The organism is Nocardia transvalensis NBRC 15921 (genome assembly GCF_000308875.1).
Taxonomy (GTDB): domain Bacteria; phylum Actinomycetota; class Actinomycetes; order Mycobacteriales; family Mycobacteriaceae; genus Nocardia; species Nocardia transvalensis.
This window is the reverse complement of the sequence record NZ_BAGL01000128.1, coordinates 191,306-205,563: the sequence shown is the minus strand read 5'-3', so window position 1 is coordinate 205,563 and position 14,258 is coordinate 191,306. Positions and strand designations below refer to the sequence as shown.

Genomic DNA, 14,258 nt, shown 5'->3' with positions numbered 1-14,258 from the left:
CGTGCTGAGAGCACCCAGTAGCACGAGGAACCGAGACTTCGCGGGGGCAGGGTTCGCCGCGGACCAACTTGCGGATATCCACGCGTTCGCCGTCCGCGCATTTCGATATTGCCTTGCGCGTCTACGCGGCCCGAATCGGCCACGCCGGAAATACGCCGCATACCGTCACGGAGTCGAGGGTCCTGGACAAACCCCCTATTTGTTACCGCGATATTTCGTATTCATTGTTTTTCGCGCGCTGCCCGGAGTACATAATTCCTACAACCCACTCCAACGCCGCAGGGGCCTGAAACAAACAGCGACACAGGAGGTTTCGAGATGGCACAGGAGACCAGCGAGCAGCGGAGCGAACTCACCATTCGGGATATCGAGGAGCTCCGCGGACAGGTCGACGACGCTCGGCACGAGGCTCAGAACGCGCGCCAGCAGGCCCAGCAGGCCCAGAACCTGGCCCGGCAGGCCCAGCAGCAGGCCCGTCAGGTCCAGCAGCAGGCGAATATCGCGCAGAACGAGGCCAACCAGGCCAACCAGCAGGCACAGCAGGCCCGCCAGCAGGCCGTCCAGGCGCAGAACCAGGCACAGCAGGCACAGAACGACGCCGACCGCGCCCAGCAGCAGGCCCAGCAGGCTCAGGGCGAGGCCAACCAGTCCCAGCAACGCGCCCAGACCGCGCAGGACCAGGCCGACCAGGCCAACCAGCTGGCCCAGCAGGCCGACGACCAGGCCAACCGCAACCAGGACCGCGCCAGCCGCTGGGAGATGCAACTCCACCAGCTCCGCCAGCAGACCCGGATGCAACAAACCCGATAGGGGACGTCACCGAGTGGGTCACTCTGCGCGGGCGACCCACTCGGCGTCATCGCCGTCAGGTGCGCCGATGAGCGAAACCAGTCCACCTCCTGTGAGCGTCGAAGTACTCGTGCCCGAGGCGATGAGTATCGGCGTCTATGCCAATGGCTTCACCTGCTGGTACAACCGCACCGATTTCACTCTGGATTTTCTCGTGCACCTGCCGGCCGATCCCGGTCACGACGAGGACGGCAAACCGGTACTGCGCCAGCCGGTTCAAGTGGTCACCCGCGTGAAGTTCCCGCCGTCCATGATCTTCCGCCTCATGCAGACCCTGAACGACAGCATGAGCAACTACGAGCACCAATTCGGCGCGATCGTGCCGCTGGGTGAATAGGACACAGACATGTTGATTTCCAGTGCAATCCGAATTCTCGCGGGCAGCCGCCAGGAATGGGTCGTCGTGACCGACCCGGTCGTGCGCTACCGCCCGGCCCGGGTCGCGGGCCGCCGCTACCTCGTCACAGCCTCGCGCCCCACAGCCAGCAACGGCTCCGGCACGTCAACCGGCACCGGACGCTGAGCACGCATACGCCGGCACACGAACAGCGCATCGACACACAGTAATTGCGGCTCGTTCGTACGAGAAGAAGTCTCACATCGCCTCGCCCAGACGCCCTGCCCGCTCGCGAAAGAGCTTGCCGCGTACGGGATTCCCGTGGCGGTGACGTGCCGGGTGCTGCATAGCCCGCGCACATCACATCTCCCTCCGGTACCTCTACAAACCCGATCTTGCCTCGTGGTGAGGTTGGTATCTCACGTGTTCGATGCGTCGTGCCTCGACGGTGACCAGCCACATGTATTATTACATGTGCATTGGAACGGTGGGAGGGTAGTGGTGCCGAAACAGGTCGATCATCGGGAGCGTCGCGAAGAGATCGCGCGGGCGCTGTGGCGTGTGGTGGATCAGCGCGGGGTGCTGCGGCTGAGTCTGCGGGAGGTGGCGGCGGAGGCCGGGATGTCACACGGCCAGCTCCAGCACTACTTCGCGAGTCGTCAGGAGTTGCTTACCTTCGCGATGGACTTCGCTGCCGAACAGACCGCCCAGCGAGTGGCACGGGGTCTGCAGGCGCTCGGCGCGGCGCCGCACCCTCGAGACGTCCTGCGGTTGACACTCGTCGAAATGCTGCCGCTACACGAGGATGCGCGCGTGACGAGCCGCATGAACGCCGCCTACGTTCTCGAAGCACTGCACGACAACACGATTCGCGATCGTACGCGCGAGGGGTTATGCCGGGGACGGGACGATGTCAAAGTGCTTATCGCGCAAGCGATCACCGATGGAGAGATCGCTCGCGATCGTGACGCGAACACCGAGACCGATCGCATCCTCGCGTTGACCGGCCTGACACCCCTTCTCGACCTGGAGGTCATCGGCCCCGGGGCGGCCCTCGCCGCAATCGATCAGCATCTCGACGAACTCTTCACCTCGTAGAGAATCAGGAATCGCCGCCGACAAGTACGGTCCGGGCGATGGGTGTCAACGGTCGGGCGTGGTCGACCCGTCAGCTGCAGCTGCCGTCGCACGGTTCGACCCATGCGGTGCCGCAGCCACTCCGGGTGCTCTCGCAGTCGGAGGCAGGGTAGCAGTGCTGGTCACCGCACCAGCCGTCGGTGGTCGCGCAGGGGCAGGTCGCCGCCGCGGCTTTGGCCGTCATCTCGGTGCGTGTGGAAGGGCCGAGCATGCCGATGGCGGCGTAGGCGCGGGCGGGGCCGAAGGCATCGATCGCGGCCTTCTTCAGGTTCCCGAGCTGGTCTCCGACCGTGGCGCGGTCGTGCCCGTCGAAGGTCGATACCTTACCGAAAAGGTCTGCGGCGCAGTCGAGGACCTCGCGCTGCGCGGCAGTGAGATCGGTGTGCTGACTGCGGAAGTGATCGATATGAGCGGTCCACAGCGTGCTGCGCACCTCGGGGGTGTGCGCGTCGAAGATCTGCCGTCGGTACGAGAGGGGATATTCGACGACCTGCTCGTAGGCGCGAGGGAGGCTGTCGCGGTGCGCGTTCACCCAGGACCGCGCGGATTCGTGCTCTCTGGCGGCGAACGCGGGCACGTTGCCGGTGAGGATCAGACCGGCCGCCACGCCCGCGCCACCGGCGAGCCGCAGGAACTGCGCACGGCCGACCGCGGCTGCCCCGCCCGGGGCGCCGGGGAGTTCGCTTGCCGCGCCGTCGGCGCGGCGGCGCAGACTGCCCAGCGCGTGCACGACGCGGACGGTCGCAACCGGCCCGAGCCGGCGGGAGAGCGGGATGGCGATCGCGCTGCCGGTCCAGGCCCGCACCTGCTCGTCCGCGCCCACGCCGTCGACGCGCAGCAGTGCGGGCGCCCATGCGGGGTCCGCCCCGAATGCGCGCTCCCGCCATCGAGTCACGTCGGCGTCGGCGAGCGACAGTACCTCGATCCTGTCCTGGCAGGCCTCGCCCACCACGGCGGACACATTTCGACAGGTGCCGCACGAGGCGTCGAAGGCCAGAATCCAGCGCTGTTGAGTCATGGACCGTCCTTGCTGCACGAAGTGGCATCCCGATTTCGAAACGGCTGACCGGTGTTTCGGCCGGCGGCAGCCGATATTGCCTGCCGCCCAACACCGTCCGCATCGGTAGGCGCTACGTAATACCTAGAAACGCCGGACGAACCTACCGACAGACGCCATGGACGGCGGTTCCTACTTCGAGCCCGCCCGACAGGTCGTGCCGGGTTCGGGCATGGCGCCGTCCACCAGGTAGCTGGTGACGACGTCAGACGCGCAGGGGTTGGCGCCGAGAACATAAGCCCCGTGCCCACTCCCGTCGACGGTGACCAACCGGGACCGCTGACCGAACTTCTCGTCGAGCAGCTCGCCACCGCGCAGCGGGGTGACCGGGTCGCGCTGGTTCTGCACGATCAGCACATCGGCCGGGCCGGTGTTGTCGATCCGCACCGGCGGCTCGGACGGCCCGAGCTTCCAGAAGGCGCAGGGCATGACGTTCGCGGCGGCCGCGCCGTAGAGCGGGTACCGTTCCCGATCCTCGGCGACGGCACGGTGGTAGGTCCCGATGTCCTCGGGCCATTCGACATCGTTGCAGGTCACGGCCAGAAAGACCGACCAGGCGTTATCGTTCGGCGCAGGCGCGCCGGTACCCGGCGGTCGGCCACCCGCAGGCCCGGGACGCCCGGTGTCGAGTAGCGATTTCCAGCTTTCGGCCGCCTGCGCGTACAACGCCGGGCGATAGAGCGTGAAGAAGGCGCCGAACCGGAAGAGGCTGCCGTCCATACCGTCCACCGGATTCGTGTCGAGTCGTTCGGCGAGGGTGAAGTACGTCCGCCGCACCTCGTCCGGTGTGCGGCCCAGACCGTAGGTGTCGTGGCGAGCGGCGGCCCATTCAGCGAAGTCGGAGAAAGTCTGTTCCATGCCGAGGCCGTACAGGCGCATCCCGTCGTGGTCGAGATAGGTGTCGCCGATATTGCTGTCGAGCACGATGCGGTCGGCCCGCTGCGGGAACATCGAGGCGTAGGCCGCGCCCAGCGCGGTGCCGTAGGAATAACCGAGGAAGCTGGCCTTGTCCTCACCCAGCGCCGCCCGGATCCGGTCCAGGTCACGGGCCATATTCGCCGTCGACACGTACCGCAACCGGCCCTGGTGGTCGTTGGCCGCGCACTGCTCGGCGACCCCCCGGGCGACCGTAGCCTGCGCGGTGACCGCCGCATCGTCCACCGCATACGGCGGGATATTGCCGAAGTACGCCTGATCATCGGTGAACCCGCAACTCACCGGCGCCGAATGCCCTACCCCGCGCGTATCCATACCGATCACGTCATAGCTGTCCAGCACATCGGCGGGCAGCCCGTGAGCAGCGAGGAACTTGGGCTGGTCCAGCCCCGCGCCACCCGGACCACCGGGGTTGAGCAACAACACTCCGCGACGCTTGTCCGGGTTCTTACTCGCCAGCCGGGAGATCATGATCTCGATCCGCGCGCCCTCGGGCTCGCTGTAATTCAAGGGCACCGGCACGGTGGCGCACTGCAACTGGGCGGGCCCGGCCGCGGGGTCTTCGACCCCTTCCGGACACGCGCCCCACCGCACTGCGGGGCCTTCGGCCGGCTCCGCGGCCACGAGGGGCGCCCCGACCAGCGCTCCGGTGAGACCGAGCACGGCCAGCAAGCTAAGGCTCCGTTGACGATTCATACGCTGCTACTCCCCGACGAAATGACGCCGACACGAGCAAACCGTCCGCTGACGCTCGTGTCCGGCTGGTACACGAACGAGTCTGTCGAGCCCGACCCGCCGGCACATCGCTCCCGCGGCGGCAACCGTGTTCGACGAAAGTCGAGGCGGCGATTCGACCCGGGTCGAGCACACCCTCAGCCGCTGGGCTGCTGCTTGCGGCCGGCCGGTGTCGCGATAATGGCCGGGTGGACACCGACGGCGCCGCACGACTCGGGGCATGGCAGCAGACCTGGCGGCTGACGGCGGCCGCGGCACTCGGCGTAGCCTTCTGGTTCTCCGTCGCCACGGCGCTGCCGGTGGGCTGCGCGGCCGATACGTGTTCCTGGTTCGTCACCGGTGATCCGCTGATCGCACTCGGCTGCCTGACGGTGCTGCTGTGGCGGCGGCGGTTCCCGTTCACCGTCGCCCTGACCGTCGTGATCGCCTCGGCCGCATCGGCGCTCGCCACCGGTGCCGCGCTGCTGGCACTGTGTTCGCTGTCCACTCGCCGCCGTCCGGCCGAGATCGCGGTGGTCGTCGTCGCGTATGTGACCGCGGCACAGTTCAGCGAAGACCTCTACCCGATCGGCACGCTGCCCGCCCCGATCTGGCTGCAACTCGCGCTGCCGTTATCGAGCGCGGGGATCGCGGTGGCGACCGGTGTGGCCATCGACGCCCGTCGCGCCGAGGTGCGGTCGCTGCGGGAGCGCGCCGACAGCGCGGAACGCGAGCAGGCCGCCCGGGCGGCGCAGGCACAGGCCACCGAACGCAACCGCATCGCCCGCGAAATGCACGATGTGCTCGCGCACCGGATCTCGCTGGTCGCGATGCAAGCCGGCGTCCTGGATCACCGTGACGACCTCTCGGCCGAGGAGAAGCGCCCGCTGATCCGCGGGATCGCCGAGGGCTCCCGCCAAGCGCTGGAAGAACTCCGCGACGTCCTCGGCGTCCTTCGCGCCGACCCCGACCGCCCCGAACCACCGCAACCCACCCTGGACCGGATCTCGGAACTGGTAGCCGACGCCCGGTCCTCGGGCCTGGACGTCACACTCGCCACCACGGTGACCGCTACCCCGCCGGAGATCCTGGGACGGACCGGCTATCGGGTAGTGCAGGAAGGGCTGACCAACGCCGCGAAACATGCCCCGGCCGCGGCGGTTCACATCACCGTAGCCGGGACGCCCGGCAGCGAACTGCACGTCAGCGTCCGCAATTCGGCGGCCGCCACCGCCGTCACCCGGCCACCGGCCTCGGGCTTCGGTCTCCTCGGCCTGGCCGAACGGATCACCCTCGCCGGCGGAACACTCGACCACCATCCCACATCCGACAACGGGTACGTTCTCACCGCGCACCTTCCCTGGCCCGAACACGACCACGAGAAAAGAGTCTGAGTGCACAGCGAACAGGAGCCGGTGCGCGTCGTCATCGTCGACGACGACCACCTCGTGCGGGTGGCGCTGCGACTCGTCATCGACGGCGAGCCGGACCTGACCGTCGTCGGGGAGGCCGCCGACGGGGACTCCGCGATCACGGTGGTGGAGGAACAGCGGCCGGACGTCGTGCTGATGGATGTGCGGATGCCCGGCCGCGACGGCGTCGACACCACCCGCTACCTCCGCACCGCACCGGCCGCGCCGGCGGTACTCATGCTGACCACCTTCGACTCCGACGAGCTGGTACTCGGCGCCCTCCGCGCCGGGGCACTCGGCTTCGTTCTCAAGGACACCCCGCCCGCCCGGATCGCCGACGCGGTGCGCGCGGTCGCGGTCGGCGACCCCGTGCTGTCCCCCACGGTCACGGCGCGGGTGATCGCCGCGGCCACCGGACCGGGTTCCGCCGAAGCCCGCAGCGCCTCCCGCGACGCCGCGCGGAAACGTCTGGCTGCGCTGTCCGAACGCGAACGCGACACCGCGCGAGCCATCGCGGACGGGCTGGCCAACCCGCAGATCGCCGCGCGGTTACAGGTCACCGTCGCCACCGTCAAGGCGCACACCGGCAATCTGTTCACCAAGCTCGGCGTCGACAACCGGGTACAGATCGCGCTGTTGGTCCGCGACGCAGAACAATGACCCGGGCGGCTGAGCACCGCGACGGCCTCGGTGGGGCCTTCGGAATCGGGGAAGACCACGGTCGGCGTGGTGCGCGTCGGCCGGCCCGACGAAAGATGTTGCCGCGCGGGGGAAGTGGATATCGGGAGGAACGTCGGGTGTGTCCGGCAATCCGAGAATATGGGGGTCGACGACAGTGAGGAGTTGCCGGTCGGTCCGGGAACGGATCCAGGTCGTGGCAATGTCGTAGCCGGTGTCGAACAGTTCGCCGGATGATCGTGCGGGGGGTTTGAGCGCCGCGCCGTAAGGCTCGTGGGCGAAGATGGTCGACTCGCACAGGGTCTGGTCGCGAAACGGTCGTGGGCGACTCGGGATGGTGGGCATCGAGGGATGCAGGAGGGGGAAGATCAGCCCGCCTCGGCTGTCGTACGGTTGCGGCCCATAGAGGTCCAGGACCAGGGCAGGATGCGGCGCGAAGAGGTGGTGGGGAACGCGATACTGGCAGCCGCCGTCGAAGATGTCCTCCAGTCCCGGCGCCGCGGGCAGTGCCCCCGGTATACGAGTGGCCGCGACCAGCGCATCGACGACGGGCAGGTCGGACCGTCCGAGCCGCGGCAGGTCTCGTGGTAGCAGCAGGGTGCCGTATTTGACCGAGTAGACCGGGATGAGCAGCGACGACGGCCGGTGGTGCGGCTGCTGTCCGGGCGATGCCGAGTCCAGGCCGAAGTCGGCGAAGGTGCGATCACCGACGACGGCGTAGGCGAGTTCACGGATCCGTGCCTCGGGATACAGTACGCGTCGTGTCAGCAGAGCCCGAAAACTCCTCGGGCCCAGCACATTCCCCTCGGGATGGTCGATCGCGAGCTGCCGCGCCTCGCCCCGGGCCATGCCCAGCGCTATCGCCGCGGCCGCGATAGCGCCGCCGCTCACGCCCACGGCGACGGGTCGCATCGGGGGGAGCGGTTGCCCGCCCATCCGGGTTCGCCGGGCCGCGAGACCCTCCACCGCACCCACGGCCATCCCCACCATCAGCGTGACGCTGCGGCCGGCTACTCCGACGAGAATCCGGACCACGGCCGGTTCCTGCGGCAACGATTGCCCCTGCGGCCCCTGGTCAGCGCTCACCGAGGGATCCATCCCCGTACTCCGTGTCCTGGTGGGGCGCCGGAGACGACGCAGGCGCCACGGCGATCGGCACGATTCGCGCCCCGCCGGTGGGCACACAGGTGACATTGCGGATTCGGCCGCGCTCGGCGGTCGCGCCGGGTGGCAAGGTCAGCGTGTACCTGGTCAATGCCTCCCGCAGGACGACCGTTCCCTCCATCAGCGCGAATCCGGCGCCGAGGCAGCGGCGGGCGCCTCCGCCGAACGGCACCCAGGTGTTGGGGGCAACGCTGCCGTCGAGGAAGCGGCCCGGCCGGAAGCGGGTGGCGTCGGGGAAGCTGTCGCGGCGTCCATGCGCCAGCAGACTCGACGCGGTGATGCCGGTGCCCTTCGGCAGGCGCATGCCGCAGATCGTCGCATCCCTGGCCAGCCTGCGGAAGGCTCCTCCGATCACCGTGCGTCGTCGCATCGCCTCCTTCACCACCGCCTCCAGGTACCTGTCGTCACCCGCACGGGCAGCTCGGCAGGCCTCGGCCTGCACGTCGGTCGCGGCAGCGAGTTCGTGGAACGCCCACGCCAGAGCGGACGCGCTGGTTTCGTGGCCGGCGAGCAGCACCGTGACCAGCTGGTCGCGCAGTTCCACGTCCGTCAGTGGTGCGTCGGCCGGGTTGTCATCGGAACCGGCCGCGAGCAAACGAGACAGCACATCCGGCCGGCCCTGCCGCTCCGGATCGGCACGCCGCCTGGCGATCTCGGAATAGATCAGGGCGTCGATCTCGCTCAGGTTGTCGCGGAACCGTTTCCACGGGCCGAAGCGCTCGAGCCACGGCCACTTCCAACCGAAGAACACGATCGGATTGATGGTGACGATGCGGCGCAACCGGGGCGCCAGCCGATTCCGCCGCCGTTCGTCCGTCAGCCCGAAGACGACCTGCGTGATCACGTCGGCCGTCAGATCGTTCATCCGATCCAGCGTGTGCACGGTCGATCCGGCGACCCATCGGTCGAGGTGGGACTTCACGATCGCCTCGATGGACGTGCGATACGCACGCACCGTGGAACCGCTGAACGCCGGCGCGAGCAGTCCACGGATGCGGGCGTGATCGGCGTCGTCGACCAGCATGATCGAACGCTCGCCCATCACCGAACACAGGAGCCGGTTCCCTTCGCCCGCATGGAGATCCGTCGCATCGGCGGCAAAGATCTCGCGGATGTGGTCCGGCCGTGAGAAGACCACGAGGTGCTCGGCGAACGGCGGCACCAACCGTAGCGTGAACACATCGCCGTACCGCCGTTCCAAGGCCCCCAGGAAAGGTCCCCGCCACCGCGCGTACAACATCGTCTGAATCCACCTGGGCAACCACGGCCCGCGCGGATACCCGCTCACGGGCACCATCGTAGTCCCGGGAGGGTCGCGATTCCGGCGAAGGCTGAACTAGAATCTGGGCAGATCACAGCTGGACCGATGTGTGGTGGGCGTGATGACACTCGCGGGTACGGTGTACGAGTTCGGGACCGACGACGGACTTCTGTTGCGGCTGACGAGGTTTCGGCGCGCCGACTGCGACGACGTCGTATTGCTGGTGCACGGCCACATGATGTCGAGCGACATGTTCATCCTGCCGGAGCAGGACCGCAACCTGACGACGTTTCTGCTGGACAACGGCTTCACCGATGTGTGGGCGCTGGACTTCCGGATGAGCAAACGGCTGCCGTACAACGGCGAGACCCGCGACGACACCCTCGATGACATCGCGTTGTTCGACCACCCGGCGGCGATGCGAGAACTGCGCCGGCACATCGGCGATCGCCGCGTGCACGTGGTGGCGCACTGTCTCGGCTCGATGTCGTTCGCGATGAGTGTGTTCGGCGGAACGGTCCGCGACGTCACCAGTCTGGTCTGCAACAGCGTCGGCCTCACCCCGCGAGTTCCGTTGTGGGCCAGGGTCAAAGGCTTGCTCGGACCTCCCCTGCTGGGAGAACTGCTGGGTTTCACGACCCTGGACCCCCGATACGCGTCGGCGCGCCCGCTATCTCGGGCTCGGCTGTTCTCCCGGCTGGTCTCGTGGGGCCACCGCGAGTGCGACGAACCGGCCTGCCACATGGTCAGTTTCCTGTGTGGATCGGGTAACCCGGTGCTGTACGAACACGCCAACCTGCACCCGGCGACCCATGCCCGGATCACCGAACTCTTCGGTCCGACCGGCTTGAGCTACTTCCGCCACGTCTATCGGATGATCGAGGCCGGCCGCGCCGTGAAATACCACCCGGACGATCCCACCTACGCGCGACTGCCGGATGACTATCTCGCGGGCGCGGCCGCCGTCGCGACCCCGGTGCTGATGCTGGAATCCGAACTCAACAGAACCTTTCCCGGCTCCAACCCGATCTGGTTCCGGCGCCTGGAGGAGCTGCGGCCCGGCTTGCAGGAGCTGGAGACCATCGTCGGCTACGGCCACATGGACAGCCTGGCAGGACGTTACGCACACGTGGACGTCTATCCGCGCATCGCGGACTTCCTGAAGCGGATGTCGCGATGAACGAGCACGTCGACGTCGTGATCGTCGGATCGGGTTTCGGCGGAGCGGTGGCCGCGTACCGCCTCGCCGAGGCGGGCTTGGAGGTGGTCGTGCTGGAGCGCGGGGCGCGGTACCCACCCGGCTCGTTCCCGCGCCTGCCCGCGGAACTGGCGCGGTCGTTCTGGCATCCACCGTCGAATCGCTACGGGCTGTTCGACGTGCGCAAGTTCACCGATTTCACCGCCTTGACCGCCGCGGGTCTGGGCGGCGGATCGCTGATCTACGCCAACGTGCTGGCCCGTCGCGAGCACGAGTTCGTCCGGGAGCCGTTGCCGGGCGGCGGCTTTCAGTGCTGGCCGGTCACGCGGGCGGATCTCGAACCGCACTACGACGCTGTCGAGCGGATGCTCACCCCGGCCCCCTACCCCCTGGCCGAGCCGGGGTACGCCGTGGGACGGGCGACGGAAATGCGGCGTGCCGCGGACCGGGTCGGCTTGGAGTGGGAATTACCGCCGCTGGCAGTCAGTTTCGCGGCGAAGCCCGGGGAATCGCCGCGCCCCGGAGTCCCTGTGGCGGAGTCGGCGTACGGCAACCTGCACGGGATGCCCCGCAGCACGTGCCGGCTGTGCGGCGAGTGCGATCTCGGGTGCAACGACGGGGCCAAGAACACTCTCGATCACACCTATCTGTCCGCCGCCCACCGGCATGGCGCACAGCTGCGGACGCTGCACGAGGTCATCGCGATCCGGCCGGGGTACGAGGTCGACTTCGTCTGTCACGAGGACGGCGCCCACGGCACCATCACCTGCGACCGGCTCGTCCTGGCCGCGGGAACCTTCGGCACCACCCGGCTCCTGTTGCACAGTCGCCACGCCATGCCCTGGCTCGGCAGCGCACTCGGCACCCGGTTCAGCGGCAACGGAGATATGGTCGGAGTGCTCTGGCGTGCGCGGGAACCCTTGCACCCGAGTCGTGCACCGGTGATCACCACCTCGCTGCGGATCCCCGGCCGCAACGCCGTGCTGCAGGACGGCGGCTACCCCGGCTTCGTCGACTGGGTCGGCGAGCATTACGCCCTGGGTGACGTCATGACGCGTGCCGCACGGTTTCTCGCGGCTCAGGTCGCCGGTCGATTCGTCGACCGGCCGCCGGGTGACCTCGGTCGCGACCTCGCCGAACTCATCGGATCGTCGGAGCGGTCCGCTCATGCGTCGTGTGTGCTCGGTCTCGGCGAGGACCGTCCCACGGGTGTGATGACCCTGCGCGGGGACGATCTCCGGGTCGAGTGGAAGACGGCCGACAGCGCAGCACATTTCACCGCGACTCGCGCTGTGATGAGCCGCGTCGCGGACGCGATGGGCGCACGGCTGTGGGGCGCCCACCCGGGCCCCGGCAATGTCCCGATCACCGTCCATCCGCTGGGCGGTGCTCCCATGGGTCACCATCACGGGGAAGGCGTATGCGATTCGTACGGCCAGGTTTTCGGGCCGGCGGGGCTCTATGTCGCGGACGGAGCGGCCATGCCGGGTCCGGTCGGGGTGAATCCCGCGCTCACGATCGCGGCGATGTCCGACCGGATGTGCACCCGCCTCCTAGAAGAGGGCCCGACCGTCATATCCGTGTGCCCGCCCGCGAAGCCCGCCCCGGCCGTCGGCAACCCGCTGACGTTCAGTGAACAGATGACCGGACATTACGCGCCCGGCACGACGGCCCCGGGCGTGGCCCACAGCGGGGACCACCCCTGCACACTGCGGCTGACCGTCACGATCACCGACGCGAGAACCCTTCTCGACGCGCCCGCTCGGGTGCACGGGTGGCTCGACTGCGTGGCCCTCGGGGGCCGTCGGCCGGTGCCCGACGGGACGCTGCACCTGCTCGCCCGCGACGCGACGAACGGCAGTCGAATGATACGGTACCGGCTGCCTTTTCGTGCGGACGACGGTCGTGCACTGCTGCTCGACGGCTGGAAGGATATGCGCGCGGGCGCCCTCCATCGGATATGGCCCGACCTGACCACGATGAACTTCCGGCTCCTCGACGGCGACACCGTCGTCGGCGCGGGCCGGCTCCGCATCAGCCCGTTCGGCTTCGCGCGCCAGCTCGCCGGCTTCCGCACCGCCGACGCGCGCCTGCTCACGGCGTTCGGCCGGCATTTCGTCACGGGGGTGGTGGCCACCTATCGCCCGACTCCGAGAGGTGCGCCCGGCCCGCACTGAGTTCTCGGCACGGAGGTGTGCGACATGGCCAGTACAGCTCATCGCATCGCCACGCTGGTGGAGCAGGTGCTGGGCGGTCCACTCCCGATACGGATTCGCGCTTGGGACGGAAGCGAATACGGACCACCGGCGACGCCGACACTCGTCATCCGGAACCGGCGCGCCCTCCGGAGAATGCTGTGGCGGCCAGGCGAACTGGGACTGGCGCGCGCGTGGACGGCGTGCGACATCGACCTGCAAGGGGACCTGTACGAGGGGCTGACGCTGTTGGCCGGGTCGGTGTCGCACGACGGGACGGGACACCGGCGGCCGCGGCTTGCCGCGGCGGCGCGGTCGGTGGGTGATCGGCGGATTCGCTCGGCGGCAATCGAATTGGCCAGGCTGAGTGGCGTCGGCTTACCGCCACCGGCTCCGCCGGAGGAGTTCCGGCGCCACCGCTGGGGGCCGCACACGCTGCGGCGGGACCGGACCGCCGTCCGGCATCACTACGACGTGGGCAACCGTTTCTACGAGCTGGTGCTGGGCCCGTCGATGGTCTACTCGTGCGCCTGCTGGCACCGGCCGAACGAGACCTTGGAGCAAGCGCAATGGGCGAAGGTCGACCTGGTGTGCCGGAAATTGGCGCTGCGGCCGGGCCGGCGACTGCTGGACGTGGGGTGCGGATGGGGATCGATGGCGTTGCACGCCGCGCGGGAGTACGGCGTCTCGGCGGTCGGCATCACGCTGTCCGGTGAACAGGCGGCGTATGCGCGCCAACGGGTGGCCGAGGCCGGACTGACGAACCGGGTCGAGATTCGGGTCCAGGACTACCGGGAGATCTCCGACGGTCCGTTCGATGCGATCTCCTCGATCGGGATGGCCGAACATGTCGGACGGACCAGATACGCGGACTACGCCACGAACCTGCACCGGCTGCTGCGGACGGGCGGGCGGCTGCTGAACCACCAGATCGCGCGCCGCGCATCGCCGGGCGAGGACGCCCATCGGAGCGACATATTCATCGATCGCTACGTGTTCCCCCACGGCGAGTTGGCGCCGATCGGCCGGACCGTGACGCAACTCGAGGAGGCGGGCTTCGAGGTCCGCGACGTGGAGAGCCTCCGAGAGCACTACGCGCTCACGTTACGGAACTGGGTGTCCAACCTGGAATCGAACTGGGACGAGGCCGTCCGGCACACCTCCCCCGGCGTCACGCGGGTGTGGCGCCTCTATATGGCAGCGTCCGCGTTGGCATTCGAGCGCAACTACATCGGGGTGAACCAGATCCTGGCGGTACGCACGCCGGCATCCGGCCTCTCGGGAATGCCCTTGTGTTACCGCAAGGAATGGGCCTAACGC

The 14,258-nt window shown here is 68.5% G+C and carries 13 protein-coding genes; 9 read left to right on the top strand and 4 right to left on the bottom strand.

All coding sequences use genetic code 11. From position 1 onward, the window contains the following. Positions 1-318 precede the first annotated feature (318 nt). From ON41_RS39580 to ON41_RS38015, 4 genes are all read left to right on the top strand, one after another. Positions 319-810, top strand: a complete 492-nt coding sequence (locus ON41_RS39580) for an alanine-zipper protein (protein WP_051163477.1) — start codon at positions 319-321, stop codon at positions 808-810. Between the two features lie 67 nt (positions 811-877). Continuing rightward, the gene (locus ON41_RS38020; protein WP_083905930.1) at positions 878-1,186 is read left to right on the top strand and encodes a DUF3467 domain-containing protein; all 309 of its coding nucleotides are present in this window, start codon (positions 878-880) and stop codon (positions 1,184-1,186) included. Between the two features lie 9 nt (positions 1,187-1,195). Further along, complete coding sequence (locus tag ON41_RS42175) at positions 1,196-1,372, top strand: hypothetical protein (protein WP_157185810.1); 177 nt, start codon at positions 1,196-1,198, stop codon at positions 1,370-1,372. Positions 1,373-1,687: 315 nt separating this feature from the next. After that, complete coding sequence (locus ON41_RS38015) at positions 1,688-2,284, top strand: TetR/AcrR family transcriptional regulator (protein ID WP_040754468.1); 597 nt, start codon at positions 1,688-1,690, stop codon at positions 2,282-2,284. Positions 2,285-2,354: 70 nt separating this feature from the next. Here the strand turns inward: ON41_RS38015 and ON41_RS38010 are convergent, their stop codons facing one another. Further along, positions 2,355-3,341 carry a bacteriocin fulvocin C-related protein gene (locus ON41_RS38010; RefSeq protein WP_040754238.1) on the bottom strand — a complete coding sequence of 329 codons (987 nt, stop codon included), beginning with the start codon at positions 3,339-3,341 and terminating at the stop codon, positions 2,355-2,357. Between the two features lie 171 nt (positions 3,342-3,512). Further along, on the bottom strand, positions 3,513-4,979 hold the full coding sequence (locus tag ON41_RS38005) for an alpha/beta hydrolase (protein WP_246829685.1): 1,467 nt from the start codon (positions 4,977-4,979) through the stop codon (positions 3,513-3,515). A gap of 260 nt (positions 4,980-5,239) precedes the next feature. Between ON41_RS38005 and ON41_RS38000 the strand changes: the two genes are divergently transcribed. Both ON41_RS38000 and ON41_RS37995 read left to right on the top strand, forming a co-directional pair. Beyond that, the gene (locus ON41_RS38000; protein ID WP_040754236.1) at positions 5,240-6,424 is read left to right on the top strand and encodes a sensor histidine kinase; all 1,185 of its coding nucleotides are present in this window, start codon (positions 5,240-5,242) and stop codon (positions 6,422-6,424) included. Beyond that, complete coding sequence (locus ON41_RS37995; protein ID WP_040754234.1) at positions 6,425-7,102, top strand: response regulator; 678 nt, start codon at positions 6,425-6,427, stop codon at positions 7,100-7,102. Here the strand turns inward: ON41_RS37995 and ON41_RS37990 are convergent. Both ON41_RS37990 and ON41_RS37985 read right to left on the bottom strand, forming a co-directional pair. Then, positions 6,992-8,206 carry a patatin-like phospholipase family protein gene (locus ON41_RS37990; RefSeq protein WP_157185809.1) on the bottom strand — a complete coding sequence of 405 codons (1,215 nt, stop codon included), beginning with the start codon at positions 8,204-8,206 and terminating at the stop codon, positions 6,992-6,994. The two genes, ON41_RS37995 and ON41_RS37990, sit on opposite strands and share 111 nt — an antisense overlap. Next, positions 8,196-9,572 (bottom strand): cytochrome P450, encoded by a 1,377-nt coding sequence (locus ON41_RS37985; RefSeq protein ID WP_276325770.1) that lies wholly within the window; start codon positions 9,570-9,572, stop codon positions 8,196-8,198. The genes ON41_RS37990 and ON41_RS37985 overlap by 11 nt, the downstream gene beginning before the upstream one ends. Positions 9,573-9,666: 94 nt before the next feature. On the opposite strand from ON41_RS37985, the gene ON41_RS37980 reads away from it, so the two are divergent. From ON41_RS37980 to ON41_RS37970, 3 genes are read left to right on the top strand one after another with little or no spacing between them, the layout of a single operon-like run. Then, positions 9,667-10,725: an alpha/beta fold hydrolase gene (locus tag ON41_RS37980; RefSeq protein ID WP_051163548.1), complete on the top strand. Its 1,059-nt coding sequence runs from the start codon at positions 9,667-9,669 to the stop codon at positions 10,723-10,725. After that, positions 10,722-12,920, top strand: a complete 2,199-nt coding sequence (locus ON41_RS37975; protein ID WP_051163473.1) for an FAD-dependent oxidoreductase — start codon at positions 10,722-10,724, stop codon at positions 12,918-12,920. The genes ON41_RS37980 and ON41_RS37975 overlap by 4 nt, the downstream gene beginning before the upstream one ends. A 24-nt stretch (positions 12,921-12,944) precedes the next feature. Further along, positions 12,945-14,255 (top strand): class I SAM-dependent methyltransferase, encoded by a 1,311-nt coding sequence (locus tag ON41_RS37970; RefSeq protein ID WP_051163470.1) that lies wholly within the window; start codon positions 12,945-12,947, stop codon positions 14,253-14,255. The last annotated feature ends 3 nt before the right edge of the window (positions 14,256-14,258 follow it).